This is a genomic window from Mucilaginibacter sp. UYNi724 (assembly GCF_054057495.1).
This window is the reverse complement of the sequence record NZ_JBSRZI010000002.1, coordinates 368,700-388,943: the sequence shown is the minus strand read 5'-3', so window position 1 is coordinate 388,943 and position 20,244 is coordinate 368,700. Positions and strand designations below refer to the sequence as shown.

Sequence of the window (20,244 nt, the reverse complement as noted above, 5' to 3'; positions counted from 1 at the left end):
TTTCAGCCTCAAGCTTAACACAAATGAAATTATTCGACGTTTATCCTATAAATAATATAAATATTACCCGTGGCATGGGCAGCCTTGTTTATGACGATAAGGGCATTGAGTACCTTGACCTTTACGGTGGGCACGCGGTAATTTCTATCGGCCATACCAACCCGCATTACGTAAAGCGATTGGAAGACCAACTACACCAGATAGGTTTTTACTCCAACTCTATTGAGATCCCGTTGCAAACGCAACTTGCAGAAAAACTTGGTCATGTTTCCGGTAAAGAAGATTATCAACTATTCCTTTGTAATTCTGGTGCAGAAGCTAACGAGAACGCCTTAAAACTGGCGTCTTTTTATAACGGTAAAAAGAAGGTAATCGCGTTTAGGAAAGCGTTTCATGGCCGTACATCATTGGCTGTCGCTGTTACGGATAACCCAAAGATCGTTGCACCAATAAATGAGACCGACAATGTAATATTCCTGCCGTGGAATGATGAAGCGGCTTTGGAAGAAGCATTTAAAGATAACGAGGTATCATCCGTTATCATCGAAGGCATACAGGGTGTTGGCGGCATACAGGTTGCGCCTGTGCGTTTCCTGCAAAAGATTAGGTCGCTTTGCGATACTCATAACGCTGTTTTTATAGCCGATTCGGTACAGTGCGGTTATGGCCGTACAGGTAAATTCTTCTCCCATGATTTTGCCGGCATCAAAGCCGATATATATTCTATGGCTAAGGGTATGGGTAATGGCTTCCCTGTTGGCGGGATCATTATCTCACCAAAAATCGCCCCTTCTTATGGTATGCTGGGTACTACCTTTGGTGGCAACCACCTGGCATGCGCCGCAGGTTTAGCCGTACTTGAAGTTATCGAACGCGATAACCTAATGCAAAACGCGGCGGATATTGGTGGCTACCTTATCGAAGAGCTGAAGAAATTTGACAAGGTAAAAGATGTGCGCGGCCGCGGCCTGATGATTGGCATCGACCTGCCGGAAGAATTGAGCAACGTTAAAAAAGACCTGTTGTTTAAACACAAGATCTTCACCGGCGAAGCTAAACCAAACGTGGTTAGGCTGCTCCCGGCATTAAACCTTACCAAAGCTTTTGCGGACAGGTTCCTGGAAGCATTTGCTACAACTTTAAATAACTCGAAATTAGATATATTTACAACATAATCATTAAAGTCCCACTCCCCGGAACGGGATTTAAGGTGCGGTTAAACAGGTTCTCATGAAACTATTCTCTTCGGTAAACGACGTTAAAGATGTAAGGGCGCTGGTTGCCGAAGCATTGCAAATGAAACAAAACCCGTATGCGCACCAGCATTTGGGTAAAAATAAAACCTTAAGTCTTATTTTCCTAAACCCCAGCCTGCGTACCCGCATGAGCACCCAAAAGGCCGGTGCAAATTTAGGTATGAACGTAATTGTGCTGAACATAGATAAAGAAGGTTGGGCACTTGAGCTGCGCGATAACGTGATCATGAACGGTACTACTGTGGAGCATATCCGCGAAGCCGCAGGTGTTATGGGCGAATATTCTGACATTATTGGCGTGCGTTCTTTCCCCGGGTTAAAAGATCGTGAGGAGGATTATAGCGAAACTATTTTTAACAAATTCGTTGAGTTTTGCAAAGTGCCCGTGGTTAGTTTAGAGTCGGCTACACGTCACCCACTACAAAGCCTTGCAGATTTAGTTACCATCGAAGAATTAAAAACTAAAGAACGCCCGAAGGTAGTATTGACCTGGGCGCCGCATATAAAGGCCCTGCCGCAGGCTGTGCCAAATTCTTTTGCCGAATGGATGTGCCAGGCTGATGTGGATTTTACCATTACCCACCCGGCAGGATACGGGCTTAATGCCGATTTTACAAAAGGCGCAACCATCACCCATAACCAGGATGAAGCACTAAAGGACGCGGATTTTATCTACGTAAAAAACTGGTCGGCTTATGAGCCTTATGGCGCGGTAACCGCTGGCAACGAAAATTGGATGCTTACCAATGCTAAATTGGATGCTGTAGCGTCGAATGCCAAAGTTATGCACTGCCTGCCAGTTCGTCGCGACCTGGAGCTATCTTCAGAGATACTGGACGGGCCAAGATCCATAGTGATCCACGAAGCCGGCAACCGTGTTTGGGCTGCGCAAGCTGTGCTAAAACAAATGTTAGAAGCGTTGTAATGAGTAAATCATAATCTGGTCTTGTTTCTTGGTTCTAAAAGTCTTGAATCTCTGAATATGTATGTACCTAAACATTTTCAACTAACCGACCATCAGGAAGCTATCAGCTTTATGCAGAAGTATAGCTTCGCTACGATAGTTACCATGTTGAACGGTGTACCCGAGGCTACCCACCTTCCCTTTTTGGTTGAACAGCGTGGCGAACAGCTACTTCTTATTTCTCACTTTGCCAAAGCAAACCCGCAAGCTGCAACAGCTTTCAATGAAACAAGCCTGGTGATATTTACCGAGCCGCATGCCTACATCTCCCCTGCCAATTACGAAAAAGAACTCAACGTACCTACCTGGAATTATATCGCCATCCACGCGTACGGCACGGCAACTATAATCGATGACAAAGACCAGGTTGCCCAATTGTTAGAGAAAATGATCGGCGTTTATGAAGCAGGGTATCGCGAGCAGTGGGATAACTTGCCGGATGATTATAAGCTTAAAATGATGAATGGTATTATAGCCTTCGAGATTTTAGTTGATGACTTGCAAGGCAAAAGCAAACTGAGCCAAAACAGAACAGCAACCGAGCGCGAAAGCATCATCACATCCTTAAGCGATTCACTGGATAAAAATGATCAGGGAATTGCCGCGTATATGTCGGTTATGAAGAAAGATTCCTAATCTTTGGTTTCTGTTTTATAAGAAGCGTTGATGAGCCTGTTGAGCGATAATCCCTGCACTACAATAGAAAATATCACGATAAAATAACTTCCCGACAGGATCAAATGCCGGTATGGCGATGCCGGTAAAGCCAATGCAAGTGCTATAGAGATCCCACCTCTTAGTCCTGCCCAGGTAAGGATATTAATACTGCTGTAATTAACGTTTAAAGACCGCCGCAGAAAGGTTAGCGGCAACATAATACTTATCCATCTTGCCCCCAGTATAATCACAATGGCTATGCCGCCGGTTATCCAGTAATTGCTTATGAAGGGTACATTCACCATTTGCAGGCCAATCATCACAAAAAGTACGGCGTTCAGGATCTCATCTATCAGCGACCAAAATTTCTCTAACGCCTGGTGCGAACGGTCTTTATTATCAACATTGATGGAACGGCCACCTACAAATAAACCCGCGGTTACTACCGCTAATGGTATTGATAAGTGCAGGTAGGATGCAATTACAGAATCGAACATAACCAGTGCCAAAGATACCAACACTATGGTCTGGAAATCATTTACAGATTTCATCAACTTAAAAGCCAGCCACCCGGTGATGGCCCCAAATAATATTCCTCCAAAAACTTCCTGCGTAAAAAGTAAAATTGCTTTACCAACATCCAGGTTGTCTACCCCGGATTGTGTTACCTCTAATATCAACAGGAATAATACTAAACCCACACCATCGTTGAATAACGATTCGCCGGAAATTATAGTTTCGAGGTTTGAAGGTAGTTTAGAGCCTTTGATGACAGCCGCGACTGCAACCGGGTCGGTAGGCGAAACCAGCGCGCCAAAAAGCAGGCAGTAGATAAAAGGCACCTTAATGTCTATCAGCCCGGTTATCCAATAGAATAAAGCACCAAATGCTGCTGTTGAAATAAGGACACCTAAAGTACTCAATATTAATACAGGGCGCATCTCGCGTTTCAGCTTACGGGTATCAAGGTTAAAAGCGGTAGCAAATAACAAAAAGCCCAGCATAACATTTAATACCGTGGTAGAAAAATTAATGTGTTTTGCTAAAACTGTGAAGTATTTTGCAATATCAGGCGATAAGGCTTCTGTAATAATTGTCAAAATGGAACCTAAAATTGCGAGCGTAACTATCCCTATAGTCCCCGGTAGTTTCAGGAACCTCGCATTGATGTAGGAGTACACGGCGCTAACGATGATGAGCAGCGCTATAATCAGGAACATATTCATCCGGTAATTTCCTTATCTAATTTACCGCGCTACCGGGTCCATCGTCATGGTATCTGTTTTAAAATAATGAATAATGAGCCTGTTATCACTGTTGCGGGTAAGGTAGTTAACAGCCCAGTTAAAAAACACAATGGCCTTGTTGCTAAACCCTGCAAGCGACATTAAGTGAACGAACATCCACAACAACCATGCAAAAAAGCCTTGGAAACGCAGTTTATGCAGGTCGGCAACGGCTTTGTTACGGCCAATGGTGGCCATAGTACCAAGATCGGTATAAGTAAATGCGGTAGTTGGCTCACCGTTGATGAGGTTAGTGATGTTCTTAGCAAGATGCTTACCCTGCTGTAGGGCAACCTGCGCCACACCCGGGAAACCCATTGGATGTTGTTCGGTAACCACGGCAGATACATCGCCAATGGCAAATACATTGCTGAAACCTTTAACACGGTTTATCTCGTCGGTAATTAAGCGGCCGCCCTTCATCACACTTTCTTCGGGCATGCCGGTTGGCACTTCACCCCTTACACCTGCCGCCCAAAACACATTGCGGGTGTTGATAGTTGTACCGTCGTCAATTTTCAACAAGCTTCCATTGTAGCTCTCTACGTGCACGCTATTGTAGATGGTGATATCCATATCCGTCAAAAACTTTTTGGCTTTGATGGATGCCTGCGGCGACATGGCGGCTAACAATTCGGCCTTGCCTTCGACCAAAAATACCTTCATATCGGCATTGCAAAGGCCGGGATAATCCTTACATAAAATAAATTCGCGCAGTTCTGAGATAGCTCCGGCAAGCTCCACGCCTGTTGGTCCGCCCCCTACTATTACAAAGGTAAGCAAGGCATCGCGTTCTGCTTTATCGGCTGTTACCAGTGCTTTCTCCAGGTTTTGGAGGATCAGGCTACGGATGTTCAATGCCTCTGCCACGTTTTTCATGGGCATGGTGTTGCGTTCCAGTTCCTTATTGCCAAAGTAATTAGTGTTGGCACCGGTGGCTATCACCAGGTAATCGTATTTAAGATTGCCAATGTTGGCGGTAACTATTTGTTTCTCCGTGTCAATGCTTTGCACTTCGGCCAGGTGAAATGTAAAATTCTTTTGCTTATTAAAGATACGCCTGATAGGGAAACCGATGGAATCGCCCTCGATAGCCCCCGTAGCTACCTGATAAAGCAGCGGCTGAAAAGTGTGGTAATTATGTTTATCCAGCAGAAGGACCTCTACCGGTGCATCCTTTAATTTTTTAGCCAGTTGTACGCCGCCAAAGCCGCCGCCAATAATAATAATGCGGGGCAAAGCGCTATTTTTTTTATCCATATGTTATATAACCGGCTGCAAATTAACGAATAAACAACCGCTGGTTTATCATCTAACAGGATAAAGCGGATATGTGTTTTAACATGGAAGTTTTTTTAGTTAAAACGTAAAAAGCACGAAGGTTTTAGCTTCGTGCTTTTATGAAAATCTAATGACCATCGGGTTATATCTTCTCGTAGAACTTATAAAAATAGTCCGGGTTTTTGATGCCGTAGTCTTTAATGTCATTGCTTATAGCTACCCAATCATTAACAGTGTATTCTTTGGTGCCTGTTTTAACTTCGTGCACAAAACGGAAGGTAACATGGTCGCCCCATTCTAATTTGTTCAAAGGGAGAAGACGGTTTTATGTTAAATTTTATTTTATAACCGTTCGACTCCACAACTGCACTTCTGCGCAGCAGCAGGAAATAAAAAGTATAAAAGATACCGGTACATGCCGACACCTGTAGCAGATAAATTATGGCTTTCATGGTGTTAAATTTTTATCTATCATTTCCTGAATTTTTTTGATATCGTCCTCACCCAGTTTTTGTTCTTTAACCATAAAGGATAAAAGGCTGTCTACCGAGTTATCAAAATATCCCGTAAACATTTTTTTGAAGGATGCCTTGCGGTAGTCGGCTTTGCTAATGGCAGGGAAGTATTCGTAGGTTTTGCCGTAGGCTTTGTAATCTACATAGCCCTTCTTTTCCAACAGTCTAACTACAGACGATATAGTGTTATACGGCGGCTTTGGCTCATCGGGCATAGCTTCAATGATGTCCTTCACAAAAGCCTTCTTCAGGTTCCAAAGTACCTGCATTACCCGCTCTTCTGTTTTTGTTAACTCTTCCATAAATCAAACTTATAACTTATTTATTAGTTATATATTGTTGATTATAAGTGTTTTAATTTTTAAACCCGGAGAACACTGTAGTATAAATTATAAAGATTGAAAAGGTTTTCATGTATAACTTTGTACCCTCTGTGAAAAACGCTATTGCCTTTGTGGTTAAAAAACCTACACCATCCCCAAAAAATAACTATAATTGCCATCGACTTATATATAATACTGTATGCAAGCCCTGCACATCATTAAAATTGGCGGTAACGTAATAGATAACTCAGAAAACCTTCACCGTTTTCTGAAAGATTTTACCGCGCTGGATGGGGTCAAGATTCTGGTGCACGGCGGCGGCAAGGTTGCCACCCAGATCTCGGAAAGTATGGGTGTCGAGGCCAAGCTGATCGAGGGCCGCAGGATAACCGATATAGATACCCTGCGTATCGTCACTATGGTTTACGGCGGGTTAATCAACAACAACATGGTAGCCCAGTTACAACGCTATGGTAATAATGCCATTGGCCTTACCGGTGCCGACGGTGATTTTATACGCGCTAAAAAACGCCCCGTTAAAACTATCGACTACGGTTTCGCAGGCGACCTTTTCGAGGGGTCTATCAATCCCCAAAACATTGCTAAGTTATTGGATGGCGGCTTTACCCCTGTTTTTTGTGCTCTAACGCACGATGGCGAGGGGCAGCTGTTAAACACAAATGCCGATACTATTGCATCGGCACTAGCGGTGGCCCTGTCTAAATTATATGAAACAACGCTCATCTACTGCTTCGAGAAAAAAGGCGTGTTGCAGGATATTAATGATGAGGATTCGTTGATAAGGGCTATAAATCCCGAACGGTACGAGGAATTGAAGCAGCAGCAGATCATCCACAGCGGGATGATCCCTAAATTGGATAATGCCTTTACCGCTATTGCCTGTGGGGTTAAGGCAGTAATCATAGGTCACTCAGATAACCTTGGGCAATTAGAGAAAAAAGAAAGTTTTGGTACGCGTTTAAGCAAATAAAATGGAAACACAACAACATATAGCCATATTAGGCAGCGGTAACATAGGGCTCGCATTAGCCAAAGGATTGGTTAAAGCAGGAATTTTTACTCCGCAGCAAATTACCCTAACCCGCCGTAATGTAGCCGCATTGAGCAGCCTGGCAGATGAAGGCTATAATGTAACTCCCAACAATGCCGAAGCAGTTACAAAAGCTGATATTGTGGTATTAGCGATATTACCGCAGCAATTGAATAAGTTGTTAGACGAGATAAAACCGGCTGCTAATCAAACCAAACACCTGCTTATCTCTGTGGTATCGGGTGTTAGTTGCCAGGACATCCGTACACAGTTGGGGTTGGATGTGCAGGTGATCCGCGCGATGCCTAATACCGCTATCGCCATAGGGCAAAGCATGACTTGTATTGCTACCGATAACGCATCGGCGGAAAATACGAGTTTGGTGCTATCATTGTTTGATACCGTTGGGGTAAGCATCCAGATAAACGAGGAACTGATGACATCGGCCACGGCGCTTTGTGCCTGTGGTATCGCTTTCTTCCTGCGTGCTATCCGCGCTGCATCACAAGGTGGTACCGAAATTGGTTTCCATGCGCATGACGCCCTTAAAATGGCCGCACAAACTGCGAAAGGTGCCGCCGACCTCCTATTGCAACTGGCATCGCACCCCGAGCAGGAAATTGATAAGGTAACATCGCCAAAAGGCTGTACCATTGCCGGCCTTAACGAGATGGAACATAATGGCTTTAGCTCGGCTATGATAAAAGGTATCAAAACATCTGCCGAGAAAGCCGGTGCCCTTTATAAAAGTGAGTGATTTTTTAAACGCTTATTTTAAAGCACTCAAAACCTACCAATGTTATACGCAAAGTTCTTGATTTGTGGAAGCCGATTGGTTAGATGCTGAAAGCATACAAAGTGATGGCAGATAATTACTGCGTTTAACAGAAAGGCGCTGCCCTTTTAGGAGAATATTGGGGCAAGGCCATCTAAAGGATAGTAACGGGACTAATCCGGTTCGTTTGTTTTCTTCTCTGGTGGGGTTGATACTATCTCGCCAAATTCATTGACATAAGCCATCATACCGTCTAAGTCGCCACCGGTCGAGCTTTCCTGGCGCTCTTGTTTACGTTGTGCTTTATCTTCTTTCTTTTTTGCCCTGTTTTTTTCGAGCTGTTTCTTCATGAATGTTGCCTGGGATTTAGCCATAGTTTTATCGGGGTTAAATGAACAAAAAAAGCACCTGCTTGTGTCAGCAAATGCCCTGTTTTGTCACAATGTACGTATTTTAATTGGATTTACCTATAAATAAAATCTTTTAAACAGTACGTAAAGGGGTAGCGTGCTGTAAATCAGATAATAATCTTTTAAGCTTTCTGGCCTGTTTACACTCTGTTTTATTAAAAAAGTAAAACTTGCACATTTACAGAAAATAAATATTAGCTTTAAGAAATTCCTCCCTCCGCGCAATCATTTTAGTGGCACTGCCGTACTTAAAATTGAATAGCTGCGTTCAATTGTGGGATTCTTTTAAACATCAAATATTAACGCCATGAGTAAAGACAGAAAAACGGTTAAGGAAGTTAAAAAACAGCCTACCGTAAACGTAAACAAAAAACAGTCGGCATATCAATCTGGTAAAGGTTCGGCTTCTTCCGATCCATCAAGCAAAAAATAATTAAATGAGCGAACAAAGCATCGAGCTACAAACCAAAATGTACCTGTACGAGTTAAATAACCTTGCCAAAGAGCACGGTTTCAAAGCCGACGATAATTGGGAATTTAGCATGGCATCAACTGCCGATAAGGTAAAGCTGCAGCGTAACTACTTCCCCACCAATGCCACTAAAATGGGGCCTGAAGTATTGTTACAAGTTTTAAACCTTGTTAAGGCCGGGCTTAAGCAATCGTACACAAATGACGACAGCCAGGTTGATAAACGTACAATCATTGCAGATGAGCTTGATTACCTGGTGGCGTTTAACCCAAAAAGGCCAAGGACTTAAGTTCTTTAATAAATTTGTCATGCTGAACGGATGTGAAGCATCTAATCGCCTACTGTATGTAGATTAGATTTTCGCTGCCACTCAGGATGACAATTGTATTTTACAACCTTTCTGTAGCTAAATTAGCAAGCTCGCTTCTCTCCCCTTTTTGCAGGGTAATGTGGGCATAAAGTGGATGGCCTTTGGCCTTATCTATAAGATACGATAAGCCGTTACTTTCCGCATCCAGATAAGGGGTGTCTATCTGGTAAATATCGCCTGTAAACACAAACTTGCTGTTTTCGCCTGCGCGGGATATAATGGTTTTTACCTCGTGCGGTGTTAAGTTCTGCGCCTCATCCACAATAAAAAAGATCTTGCTCAGCGTGCGGCCGCGAATAAATGCCAGCGGTGTGATAGAGATCTTATCATTAGCTACCAGCTCATCCAGCTTGGCCTGCATCTTCTCATCTTCGGCAAACTGGTCTTTAATAAACTTCAGGTTATCCCATATTGGGGCCATGTATGGGTCTATTTTTGATTTTACGTCGCCGGGCAAAAAACCAATATCCTTGTTGCTTAGCGGCACTATTGGGCGTGTTACAAAGATTTGGCGGTAATGCTTGCGCTGCTCCAGCGCACTGGCTAAAGCCAGCAGGGTTTTACCTGTACCGGCGTTACCCTGTATGGTTACAAGCTTAATATCCGGGTGCAAGAGGGCGTGGATGGCGTACGCCTGTTCGGCGTTACGCGGGTATATATTTAATACCGGTTGCTCTGTCACTTTTTCCAACAAACCGCTTTGCGAATTGTAAAAACCAGTTGCCGAACCATTTTTGCTGTTTAAGATATAAAATTGGTTGCCGGCTTTCGGGTCGACGTCCAGCTCGTCTATAGAAAGGCTATCATTCTTATTCAGTTTAGCTAAAAGTTTTTCTGTGACCTTATTCAACGTCGTTTTGCCGCTGTATAATTCTTCCAGGTTTTTCACCTTGCCGGTTTCGTAGTCTTCTGCGTAAAGGTTAAGGGATTTTGCTTTCAGCCTAAGGCAGATATCCTTAGAAACCAGGATCACCTTCTTATCCGGGTTCTCAAACTGCACACCCAGGGCGGCGTTCAGTATGCGGTGGTCAATCTTATCAGACCCAAAAACAACTTCGGCATCGGCGCTGCTGTTTTTCGCATCCATGATCACCTTGAAACAGCCTTTGCTTTTACCGTTTAGCGGGATCCACTGGTTTATCAGGCGGCTTTTCGACATATCGTCCATCAGCCTGATAAAGCTGCGGGCCTCAAAATTGCGGGTATCGTTGCCGCTCTTCATATTGTCCAGCTCTTCTAATACCTGTATAGGTATGGCTACGTCATGTTCCTGGAAGTTCTCAAAGGCATTATGGTCATAAAGTATGACCGAGGTATCCAGCACAAATATTTTTTTCTTTCCGTCGGTTTTTCCTGTAGATTCCTTCATCAATGCAAAATAGGCATTTTGATTGGTGACTTGCGGCAGTTGTTGAAAATGTACAGATTGTTGGGAAAGCTGAACAGCCGCCAAAAAATCACCTTTTGCAACGGCTTAAAAATGCTTAAGAACAAATAAGTTATTCCTGATTATAGCAACTCACGAATAAACACTTTAATAAAATCCCCTTAAAATAGGAAAACGGAAGCCTCTTCTTGCGAAATGACTCCCGTTTTTCCTGCCCTCATGAATGACCATAGCCCGTCATGAAGCATCAAGTTTTGTGTAAAATTAACCGACCTGCTCCCCTCTTTGTTATTGCGAACGCTGATGTCTCTTTATCCCTGCAAATGCCGATGTCTCAAATGTTAACACTGCTGCTGATCTTGTCTGTCTCCTTGCGGATGGCAACTCCTTCAAATTCGTTCCGTATGCGTCCTTCGTTCCTCTTGCGAGTGCAGATGGGTCATCTCGTATACAAATACTGATCTTGTCACTTCTCCCGAGGGGAAGTCGACTCCTTCGTTATCCGTGCAACGCTGCTACCTCTTTATTCTTTATGAATGCCGATTTCTCATTGTTACGCTAACGCCGATTCCTTCAAGGTCATTATTTTGTTTGCTGCTTTCCTTAGACTCTCGCAAAACCCATAATACCTCGTTAACCATTTCCGGGGTAAATTACTTTCGTATCCTATTCCCTTCAAATGACTCAGGCACTTCCCTTATCTTTAGTTCCCCCTGAGGTTCACCCGATTAAGTTTCTGTATTCCTGTAAGGCTGTCAAAGTACGTCGTTCTTGATGATTACAATATAGGGACATGCAGGCCCTTTTTGCAAATTTATTTTGGTTTTCTTTTTAACACGTTATTAACAAAAATTTAAGGTTTATCCACATGGGTTTGATATTAACAGATAAGACTTTATGCCGCTTGAAGCAGGTTTATAAACATCGCCCTTTATCCACAGCATTCAATTAAGCCACGTATCTCAATAAATTAAAAAAGCGTAAAATAGACAATTTCAGATTTTCTCTGTTAAATGCTTCCAGTATCTTTTAGGGATATGGCGCACATGCAGTTTCGTGTTTTTGCGCGACGGGATGTTCACACTGGTAAAATAGTTCTTCCACAGGTGCTGGTAAATGCCTTCATCTTCGTTAAAAGCGGCCATTACGTCGCTTGGTTTACTCTCGTTGGCAAAGTCAAGCGATATAAACTCGCAATTATGCAGGTTATAATAGATGCCGTATTTGCGCCTGATATCATAAATGATCCATTTTTGATCGGCATAGCGGCTTTTAAAATGGCGGATCAACAATGGCAACACATTAAAGTCGGGCTCTACCCCGGCATAAAAAGTATCGTCCTTTAATTTTTGAAACCGGACAAAGGCCTCCATCCTATGCTTTTCGCGCCGCACCATACGCACCATTTCTGAAACACGCATTACATACTTATTGCCGTAATCTTCCTCGATATTTTGTTTGGCATCAAATGCATAGCGCAAATAACCCATCAAATTATTATCCTCGCCATCCATTTCGGCAAGGTGGGCGGCATACAGGCGCTGTACCCCCATTGCCGAGATCTTTCGGCTTAACCCTTTCAACACCCGGTTAGCGCGTGCCTCATCGGTTATCACCTGCAGTTTATCTTCAAACATTGCACTGGTATCCGTTCCATTTTTCTGAAGGTTCACCTTGTCCAGTTTGCGGTCATACACCTCAAACACAGCGGTAAGCAAACCTTCAAAGGTGCCATCGTACATTAGGGTGGTCATGTTTAAAATAGGTTTAGCTGCACCTGCGTGTTCTTCAAAAATTTGCTTTGCGATGTTGCCAATATAAATTGCTTGATGTTGCTGCCGGTTAGGTCCCGCTTTTCAAATTGGGGGCTATTACAAGTTATGAAGTATTTGGCGCGGTTTAGGGCCACTCCCATTTTTTTAAGCTGATCCCAGTTAAGTTTGCCGAACATGCGTGCCTTAACAATTTTTTGTGCCGATAACAAGCCGATACCGGGCACGCGTAAGATCATTTGCAGATCGGCCTTATTAATATTAACCGGGAACGACTGCATATTGCGGATGGCCCAACTTAGCTTAGGGTCGATATCAAGATCGAGATGTGGCTGGTTGTCATTTACTATCTCGTTCACTTTAAAACCGTAGAAACGCATCAGCCAATCGGCTTGATAAAGACGGTTCTCGCGCACCATGGGCACGCTGGTATTTAAGGCAGGCAAACGGCTATCCGCCAATACCGGCACATAACCCGAATAATAAACCCGCTTTAAATTAAAGTTTTTGTAAAAGTAGTTGGCCGATTGCAGTACCTGGCTATCATTCTCTGGCGTGGCGCCAATAATAACTTGTGTGCTTTGCCCGGCCGGTGCAAATATCGGCGCTTTTTTAAAAAGCTTCTTCTCTTCCTTGCGTTGAATGATGGCATTTTTTAGAAAGCCCATCGGTTTTATCATGTCGGCCTGATTTTTATCGGGCGCTAACAATTTTAAACCTGCTTCAGTAGGCATCTCCAGGTTAACACTCAGGCGGTCGGCGTATAGGCCGGCTTCGTTCATCAGTTCATCGCTGGCACCTGGGATAGATTTAAGGTGGATGTAGCCGTTAAAGTTTTCTTCAGTACGGAGTTTTTTGGCAATACGGACAAGGCGCTCCATCGTATAATCGGCATCTTTAAAAATGCCTGAACTCAGAAACAAGCCTTCAATATAATTACGGCGGTAAAAGTTGATAGTAAGGTCTACAACCTCCTGCACGGTAAAGGCCGCGCGCTGGATATCGTTACTTTTACGGGAAACACAATATGCACAATCGAAAATACAATGGTTAGTCAGGAGTATCTTTAGCAGCGACACACATCGCCCATCCTCGGTGTAAGAGTGACAAATTCCATTACTGGCATTACCAAGGCCCTTGTTGTCGTTTTTACGTTTACTGCCACTGCTGGAGCATGATACATCGTATTTTGCCGCATCGGCCAATATGTTCAACTTCTCCGTTATCCTGTCTACATTCATATCAATTCAAAAATACTAATATAATTAGCAATTTATATGATGATATGAAATTTATTTCAGATGTTTTAGGAGTATTTTAAAGGCGTAAGTTTTAATTAATATCTTGGAAAATACACTATTTAATTGCAACTTTGTTGCATAAATAATCACGTGTGTCGGAAGAGAAAAATAAACAACCGGAAATTTGGGAGGCGAGTTTTCAAAAAAATAAGGAAATGTGGGGTCTTGAGCCGGCTAAGTCGGCTGTTTTGGTTAGAGACTTTTTTACTCAAGAGTCTGTAAAAGATATTCTTATTCCCGGTATAGGTTATGGACGGAATGCGCAGGTCTTCTTAGAAAACGGGATAAAAGTTACCGGTATCGAGATCTCGGAAACGGCCATCGCGCTGGCAAGAAAACATTATAATACAGACATGTACATTTACCATGGTTCGGTAACCGATATGCCTTTTGACGCGCACGTTTACGACGGTATCTTTTGCTATGCCTTAATTCATTTATTGGATACTGATGAACGTGCTAAACTTATTAGCGACTGCTACGCCCAATTAGCAAGTGGTGGTTATATGCTTTTTACGGCTATTACAAAGCAAGCACACACTTATGGCAAGGGCACATTTATAAGCAAAGACAGATATGAGATATTTGAAGGAGTTAAAATGCATTTTTATGATGATGCTTCTGTAGCGGCAGAGTTTGCTGATTACGGATTATTAGAGGTTACCAAGGTAGATGAAACATATCCTTTTTTCCTCATTAAATGTAGAAAAGGTGTTAAATAAAAATTCGCTTTACTATCTTAGCTTATAAATGACATCACCTATGCCAGATTTAGATCCAAGCTTTTGTCAGCACCTGCAAGCCATCAAAGAAATTAAACTAAGCGACGACCAGGTATGCGAAGAGTGCGTAAAACAAGGCACCGAATGGTTCCATCTGCGTACCTGCCAAACCTGTGGCGTAACGCTATGCTGCGACCAAAGCGATGAACAGCACATGACTAAGCATTATAATGCCGAACACCACCCCGTAATAGCATCGGCCCAGCCCGGCGAACGCTGGCTTTGGTGTTATCCTGATGAGCAATTCGCGGAATATTAGGAATTTGATTACTCCGACGCTTCTTCGCCTTTTTCACCAAGTTCAACTATATCGCCTTCTTTAAATAAAATGGCTTGCAGGGTTTTGCGCCATACGGGTTTTTTGCGCAACAGAAATTCCAGGTCCATACCAAAGTGTTTAAATTCTTCGTGTTGGGCGTTCTGCATAATTGCTTTTGCCTGCGGGTCTTTCTCTACCGAGATGCGTTGTTCGTACCAGTTGATGGCCTCAGCTTCTTCGCCAAGGGAAACTATCATACGAGCAAAGGTGCGGGTCTCGTCCGACAATTCATTTGCCGGTTCGTGGTATTGATCAAATGCCATAGCGTTTTGTTTTACAGGATAAAATGATTCTATTATATCACCTCGTTGATGCTCATTTCCCTTATTTCTTTAGACACATTGGGACGGCCATTTTTGAATGCCTTACGCGGGGTTAAGCCCAACAACTGGAACATCGCCATATCTTCATCAAATGATGGGTTTGGTGTAGTCAATAATTTTTCGCCGGCAAAGATAGAGTTGGCGCCAGCCATAAAACACATGGCTTGCTCAACCGTACTCATTTCGGTACGGCCTGCAGATAGTCTTACAACGGTTTTAGGCATGATGATACGCGTGGTTGCTATCATCCTCACCATATCCCAAACAGATACGCGTGGCTGATCTGCCAGTGGCGTGCCCTGCACAGGTACCAATGCGTTAATAGGTACTGACTCGGGGTGCTTCGGCATGTTTGATAATGTTTTTAGCATCGAGATCCTGTCCTGCGCTGTTTCGCCAAGGCCAATGATCCCGCCGCTGCAGACAGAGATCTTTGCTTTGCGCACGTGGTCTAAAGTTTGTAAACGGTCGTCATAAGTACGGGTGGTGATGATACGTTTGTAATCATCTTCAGATGTATCTAAGTTGTGGTTGTAAGCATACAGGCCTGCATCTGCTAAACGCTGTGCCTGGCTTTTCGTAAGCATGCCCAATGTACAGCAAACTTCCATATCCAGTTCGTTCACGGCTTTCACCATATCTATCACCTTGTCAAAGTCGCGGTTATCGCGTACTTCGCGCCATGCAGCACCCATACAAAGCCTTGAAGCACCGCCATTCTTTGCTTTTTGTGCTACCGCAATAACTTCTTCTTTCGGCATAATGGCGTGCACATCAACGCCGGTATTGTAACGCGCCGCCTGCGGGCAATAAGCGCAATCCTCTGGGCAGCCGCCTGTTTTTATAGAGATAAGCGAGCTTATTTGCACCTCTGCGTAATCCTTGTTCTCGCGGTGAATGGTACCCGCGCGAAAGATGAGGTCAAGTAGTGGTGAGTGATATATTTTTGAAATTTCTTCCTGTGTCCAGTCGTATCTAACTTCAGTCATAATAGTATGCGTTTTGAAAGGGTCAAAATTATAATAAAAGTTGGCTTGCAAGCCACAAAGGCAGCAAAAATCCAATACAGTCTGTAAATGTAGTGATGATGATAGATGACGCCACTGCAGGGTCTATCCCTACCCTTTTTAGTATCAGCGGGATACCTGCTCCTGTTAATCCGGCTATCAATAAGTTACCCGTCATGGCCAGGAACAACACCAGCCCAAGCATAGGGTTTTTATCGTAAAATATCGCAAACATCAACACTATCAAACCATTTGCGCCGCCGTTTATCATCCCAACGGAAACCTCTTTTACAACGGTTGTGTAGGTTTGCCTGTCTGTAAGGTCGCTTAACGAGATACGCCTAACGGTTACCGCAAGTGCCTGTGTTGCCGCGTTACCGCCCATTCCGCTTATAATGCTCATGTAGGCCACAATAATAGGCAGGCGTTCTTCCACAACACTAAAATGCCTGATGACGGATGCCGCCAAAAATGCGGTTCCAAGATTAACGATCAACCACGGCAAACGGCTTTTTACAGCGTCCTGCCAGTTACCGCTCAACTCTTCATCTTCAGATACTCCGGAGATCTTTAAAATATCTTCGGTGTTCTCGGCCTCCATAACGTCGATGATATCATCGACTGTAATGCGGCCCAATAGCTTCATGTCGTCGTTAACTACAGGGATGGTAGTCAAGTTGTATTGCGAGATCAGTTTGGCTACCTCTTCCTGGTCAAGCTCGGCTTTAACATAAACGTAGTCGGTTTGTACCAGATCGCGCACTTTGGCTTCGCTGCGTGCTTTTATAATATCTTTAATAGAGACAATTCCCTGTAAGATCTTAGCATCGTTCACCACGTAAATAGTATAAAATTCCTCCATCTCTTCAGATTGACGGATGATCTCGTCGAGCGCTTCTTTCTTATCCAGGTTGATGTTCACGCAGATCACGTCCGAGTTCATCAAACCACCGGCTGTGTCCTCGTCGTAGTTTAACAACGCGCGGATGCTGGTTGCATCTTCGTGGTCAATATCGTCAAGAATTTCCTGCTGGTCTTCCTCGTCAAGTTGAGAGATAATATCCGTCGCAACGTCATAATCCATCTCTTCAACAATCTCGGTACGCTTTTCGGGGTGCAGTCCTATCAAAAGCTCTTCGGGGTGGGCCTCCTCGTCCATCTCAGAAATAACCTCGGTGGCAATCTCAGTAGAAAGAAGATTAATGATGCGTTCCTTTGCTTCCTGCGGCAGCCTTTCGAACAAAATGGCAATCTCCGAAGAGTGGTACTCTTTCAGAACCGACTGTAATTCAGCATCATCGCCTTCGAGGGCGGTTTTAAAGCGGAGTAAGTCTGTTTTATCTATTTCAAAAGATTGCATATGCAGGCAAAATAAGCAATTTTACTGAAAAGGCGAACCGGGATTTATGCGATTATTTGGTTTTTGATTTCAGCTACCCACTATAAATATAAATCGCCTTTACCCCGTTTACTTTATTCAGCTTACTTATCGCCTGTTCTACCTGTGTTTTACGGATAGATAATTTTATCAGGCAATTCAATTCTGAAACCTGCTCCAATATTTGTAATTGTTCCTCTTTTATAATGCGCATTACGTCATTCATCTGCACGTAATCGAAAGTTATGGTGTAGATGTCGTTCACGGTTTTTTCGATAACTTCTGATACGTCCAGCGCCATTTCTGTTGCGGTTTTATAAGCGTTAATGAGGCCGGGAACGCCCAATAACGTACCGCCAAAATAGCGGACTACCACCACCAACACATTGGTGATATTGCGTGATAACAAGGTATTCAAAATAGGCCTGCCCGCGGTGCCCGATGGCTCGCCGTCGTCATTTACACGGAACACCGAACGGTCTATCCCTAACCTTATCGCCCAGCAGTGGTGATTTGCTTTTGGGTGTTCGGCCTTTAATTTGGCTATGATGGGTTTAATATCATTATCTGAAGTTACCGGGTAGGCATACGCCAGGAACTTGCTCCCGCGGTCGCGGAAGATATTTTCGGTGGGTGCGATAATGGTTTTGTAGGTATCGTCGAACAGCACGCGTTATTTATTTGAAAGGGTGATCACTATAATAGCAACAATTGCCAGCGCCACCCCTATTTTGTTAAGCACGCTCAGTCGTTCGTTAAACACCACAAGGCCCACCAAAGTACCTAAAGCAATAACGCCGATGTTCATAGCAGAAAATACGGTTGATGGTGTGCTCGATAATTCTTTATGCGCTTTTAAGTAAAATAAAATATTACCGAAATTAGCCACACCCAATATCCACCCAAAGCCAATATGCGGCCACGAGAATTTAGTTTTTTTGGTAAAAATTCTGATGCCCAGGATGAGAAGTGCTATCACAAACGACAAAATGTAGATCACAAAAAGCGAAGTGGTATATGGCACAGCATTAAACGCCGCTACCTGTTTAAACAGGGTATCGATGATCCCTATCCCGAAGAACACGATAAGCAAATAGATCCACGCGTTTGATATTACCTTGCGGTTAGCTGTTTTCTTTTGCCATGGAATGCTGCAAAGTATGGCAGCAAAACCTATTACAAGGCCCACAACTTTTAACGTGTTCAATTTATCGCCAAACAGCAGGAACGATGCAAGCAGCGGGATAAACAGCGACAAGCGTTGCGCTACATCTGTACGCACGATCCCGGCCACCCTAACCGAGACAGCCATCATCATAAAAATTACCGGCAGCAAAAAGCCTACCGCCACGTAAATGCTAACCGGAGCATTTTGCAGGCTGGGCACACTTGGCCTGAAAAATAACCAGGTAAGCAATATGGCCATGCTGTAATTCCACGTAATGGCCTGGAATACGTCTATTTGGTAACGTTTAGCCAGTTTCAGCATGATGGAAACAATTACGCTGCAGCAAATACTTAAAAAAACGTATAGCATGTTTTTTACAGATTAGGTAGGTGTATTTGTAATGATCTGTAAGTTATCGGCCCAAACCATTTGTTCCGAAATTACTGTCCCGGTTACTGTAGGCGCTTTAATACCGTTCTGCAATACAGATGCGCCGGTAAAAATACGTGCTTCATCCCACAAACCGGCATCAATGAACGAGTTTAATGTATGCGCCCCACCCTCAATTATTACCGACTGGATATCCTGCAGGTATAATTGGAACAAAATATATTGCGGTACAAAGCGGTCAAAATCTTCAAGAGCTATATATTTATTCTTGCCGTCCACATCAAACTTAACCTCGTTAAATATCAATGTTTCAACCGATTGATCGAACACGTTCAAAGTTTTATTTAGCTCCAGCTTTCGGTCTATCACTACCCTTTTAGGCGAACGGCCTTCGGCATAGCGCACATTCAATTGCGGGTTGTCGGCCAGTACAGTGTTCTTGCCAACCAGTATGGCATCTTCCTGGGCGCGCCATTGGTGTACAAGCTTACGGCTTTCGGGGCCGGTTATCCAATGCTGGCTGCCATCTGCGGGTGCAAAAAAGCCATCGGCAGTTTGCGCCCATTTCAGGATAATATATGGCCTTTGCTTTTGCACCTTGGTAAAAAAGCGGCGATTTAGCCACCGGCATTCTTGCTCTAACACGTCAACTGTAATCTCTACCCCTGCCGCCTGTAGTTTTTCGATGCCTTTACCATCCACCTGTGCAAATGGGTCGCGGCAGCCTACTACTACTTTGGGGATGCGGTGTTTGATAATAAGATCGGCACAGGGCGGCGTTTTACCGTAATGCGCGCAAGGTTCTAACGATACGTATATGGTGCTTTGCTGTAACAGGTCGGCATGGTTATCGTATTTGTTGGTCACCATTTTAACGGCGTTTACCTCGGCATGGGCTTCGCCATATTTTTGATGGTAACCCTCACCTATAATATTGCCATTCCATACTATCACAGCACCAACCATGGGGTTCGGACTAACCGAACCTGCGCCCAAAGCGGCCAGTTCAAGGCAGCGCTGCATATAAATATCATGTAATGCCATTGTGCAAAAGTAG

The 20,244-nt window shown here is 43.8% G+C and carries 23 protein-coding genes; 9 read left to right on the top strand and 14 right to left on the bottom strand.

Annotated elements, in window-relative coordinates; all coding sequences use genetic code 11:
- Positions 1–23: 23 nt before the first annotated feature.
- The 3 genes from ACVW0P_RS04600 to ACVW0P_RS04590 are packed head-to-tail and all read left to right on the top strand — an operon-like array spanning position 24 to position 2,856.
- Positions 24–1,175: an aspartate aminotransferase family protein gene (locus ACVW0P_RS04600; protein ID WP_457131035.1), complete on the top strand. Its 1,152-nt coding sequence runs from the start codon at positions 24–26 to the stop codon at positions 1,173–1,175.
- Between the two features lie 55 nt (positions 1,176–1,230).
- Entirely contained in the window at positions 1,231–2,181 is a 951-nt protein-coding gene (locus ACVW0P_RS04595) for an acetylornithine carbamoyltransferase (protein WP_457131034.1), read from the top strand.
- 57 nt (positions 2,182–2,238) lie between these two features.
- On the top strand, positions 2,239–2,856 hold the full coding sequence (locus ACVW0P_RS04590) for an FMN-binding negative transcriptional regulator (protein WP_457131033.1): 618 nt from the start codon (positions 2,239–2,241) through the stop codon (positions 2,854–2,856).
- On the opposite strand, the gene ACVW0P_RS04585 is transcribed toward ACVW0P_RS04590, so the two are convergent.
- The 4 genes from ACVW0P_RS04585 to ACVW0P_RS04570 all read right to left on the bottom strand — a co-directional run bounded on the left by ACVW0P_RS04585 (position 2,853) and on the right by ACVW0P_RS04570 (position 6,261).
- Positions 2,853–4,097, bottom strand: a complete 1,245-nt coding sequence (locus ACVW0P_RS04585; RefSeq protein WP_457131032.1) for a cation:proton antiporter — start codon at positions 4,095–4,097, stop codon at positions 2,853–2,855. The two genes, ACVW0P_RS04590 and ACVW0P_RS04585, sit on opposite strands and share 4 nt — an antisense overlap.
- Before the next feature lie 27 nt (positions 4,098–4,124).
- Positions 4,125–5,423 carry an NAD(P)/FAD-dependent oxidoreductase gene (locus ACVW0P_RS04580; protein WP_457131031.1) on the bottom strand — a complete coding sequence of 433 codons (1,299 nt, stop codon included), beginning with the start codon at positions 5,421–5,423 and terminating at the stop codon, positions 4,125–4,127.
- Between the two features lie 163 nt (positions 5,424–5,586).
- A complete protein-coding gene (locus tag ACVW0P_RS04575) occupies positions 5,587–5,754 on the bottom strand; it encodes a hypothetical protein (protein ID WP_457131030.1) in 168 nt (55 codons plus the stop codon).
- Positions 5,755–5,892: 138 nt separating this feature from the next.
- On the bottom strand, positions 5,893–6,261 hold the full coding sequence (locus ACVW0P_RS04570) for a BlaI/MecI/CopY family transcriptional regulator (protein ID WP_354430395.1): 369 nt from the start codon (positions 6,259–6,261) through the stop codon (positions 5,893–5,895).
- Between the two features lie 220 nt (positions 6,262–6,481).
- Between ACVW0P_RS04570 and argB the strand changes: the two genes are divergently transcribed.
- Positions 6,482–7,273 (top strand): acetylglutamate kinase, encoded by a 792-nt coding sequence (gene argB, locus ACVW0P_RS04565; RefSeq protein ID WP_457131029.1) that lies wholly within the window; start codon positions 6,482–6,484, stop codon positions 7,271–7,273.
- Between the two features lies 1 nt (position 7,274).
- Positions 7,275–8,090: a pyrroline-5-carboxylate reductase gene (gene proC / locus ACVW0P_RS04560; protein ID WP_457131028.1), complete on the top strand. Its 816-nt coding sequence runs from the start codon at positions 7,275–7,277 to the stop codon at positions 8,088–8,090.
- A gap of 191 nt (positions 8,091–8,281) precedes the next feature.
- On the opposite strand, the gene ACVW0P_RS04555 is transcribed toward proC, so the two are convergent.
- Positions 8,282–8,482: a hypothetical protein gene (locus tag ACVW0P_RS04555; RefSeq protein WP_354430389.1), complete on the bottom strand. Its 201-nt coding sequence runs from the start codon at positions 8,480–8,482 to the stop codon at positions 8,282–8,284.
- 343 nt (positions 8,483–8,825) lie between these two features.
- On the opposite strand from ACVW0P_RS04555, the gene ACVW0P_RS04550 reads away from it, so the two are divergent.
- Both ACVW0P_RS04550 and ACVW0P_RS04545 read left to right on the top strand, forming a co-directional pair.
- A complete protein-coding gene (locus ACVW0P_RS04550) occupies positions 8,826–8,951 on the top strand; it encodes a hypothetical protein (RefSeq protein ID WP_457131027.1) in 126 nt (41 codons plus the stop codon).
- A gap of 4 nt (positions 8,952–8,955) precedes the next feature.
- Entirely contained in the window at positions 8,956–9,279 is a 324-nt protein-coding gene (locus tag ACVW0P_RS04545; RefSeq protein ID WP_457131026.1) for a hypothetical protein, read from the top strand.
- A 100-nt stretch (positions 9,280–9,379) separates the two neighbouring features.
- On the opposite strand, the gene ACVW0P_RS04540 is transcribed toward ACVW0P_RS04545, so the two are convergent.
- From ACVW0P_RS04540 to ACVW0P_RS04530, 3 genes are all read right to left on the bottom strand, one after another.
- A complete protein-coding gene (locus ACVW0P_RS04540) occupies positions 9,380–10,729 on the bottom strand; it encodes a PhoH family protein (RefSeq protein WP_457131149.1) in 1,350 nt (449 codons plus the stop codon).
- A 1,013-nt stretch (positions 10,730–11,742) separates the two neighbouring features.
- Positions 11,743–12,501, bottom strand: a complete 759-nt coding sequence (locus tag ACVW0P_RS04535) for a TIGR03915 family putative DNA repair protein (protein ID WP_457131025.1) — start codon at positions 12,499–12,501, stop codon at positions 11,743–11,745.
- A 2-nt stretch (positions 12,502–12,503) separates the two neighbouring features.
- Entirely contained in the window at positions 12,504–13,760 is a 1,257-nt protein-coding gene (locus ACVW0P_RS04530) for a putative DNA modification/repair radical SAM protein (RefSeq protein WP_457131024.1), read from the bottom strand.
- 152 nt (positions 13,761–13,912) lie between these two features.
- On the opposite strand from ACVW0P_RS04530, the gene ACVW0P_RS04525 reads away from it, so the two are divergent.
- Together ACVW0P_RS04525 and ACVW0P_RS04520 are read left to right on the top strand one after the other, a co-directional pair.
- A complete protein-coding gene (locus ACVW0P_RS04525; RefSeq protein WP_457131023.1) occupies positions 13,913–14,542 on the top strand; it encodes a class I SAM-dependent methyltransferase in 630 nt (209 codons plus the stop codon).
- A 40-nt stretch (positions 14,543–14,582) separates the two neighbouring features.
- The gene (locus tag ACVW0P_RS04520; RefSeq protein ID WP_457131022.1) at positions 14,583–14,861 is read left to right on the top strand and encodes a UBP-type zinc finger domain-containing protein; all 279 of its coding nucleotides are present in this window, start codon (positions 14,583–14,585) and stop codon (positions 14,859–14,861) included.
- Between the two features lie 8 nt (positions 14,862–14,869).
- On the opposite strand, the gene ACVW0P_RS04515 is transcribed toward ACVW0P_RS04520, so the two are convergent.
- The 6 genes from ACVW0P_RS04515 to ribD form a co-directional block, all read right to left on the bottom strand.
- Entirely contained in the window at positions 14,870–15,184 is a 315-nt protein-coding gene (locus tag ACVW0P_RS04515) for a ferritin family protein (protein ID WP_354430375.1), read from the bottom strand.
- 32 nt (positions 15,185–15,216) lie between these two features.
- The gene (gene bioB / locus ACVW0P_RS04510; protein ID WP_457131021.1) at positions 15,217–16,233 is read right to left on the bottom strand and encodes a biotin synthase BioB; all 1,017 of its coding nucleotides are present in this window, start codon (positions 16,231–16,233) and stop codon (positions 15,217–15,219) included.
- Between the two features lie 28 nt (positions 16,234–16,261).
- Positions 16,262–17,611 (bottom strand): magnesium transporter, encoded by a 1,350-nt coding sequence (gene mgtE / locus ACVW0P_RS04505; protein ID WP_457131020.1) that lies wholly within the window; start codon positions 17,609–17,611, stop codon positions 16,262–16,264.
- A 73-nt stretch (positions 17,612–17,684) separates the two neighbouring features.
- Positions 17,685–18,299, bottom strand: a complete 615-nt coding sequence (locus ACVW0P_RS04500; protein WP_457131019.1) for an IMPACT family protein — start codon at positions 18,297–18,299, stop codon at positions 17,685–17,687.
- Between the two features lie 3 nt (positions 18,300–18,302).
- Complete coding sequence (locus tag ACVW0P_RS04495) at positions 18,303–19,166, bottom strand: EamA/RhaT family transporter (protein ID WP_457131018.1); 864 nt, start codon at positions 19,164–19,166, stop codon at positions 18,303–18,305.
- A 12-nt stretch (positions 19,167–19,178) separates the two neighbouring features.
- Positions 19,179–20,231 carry a bifunctional diaminohydroxyphosphoribosylaminopyrimidine deaminase/5-amino-6-(5-phosphoribosylamino)uracil reductase RibD gene (gene ribD / locus ACVW0P_RS04490; protein ID WP_457131017.1) on the bottom strand — a complete coding sequence of 351 codons (1,053 nt, stop codon included), beginning with the start codon at positions 20,229–20,231 and terminating at the stop codon, positions 19,179–19,181.
- Positions 20,232–20,244 lie beyond the last annotated feature (13 nt).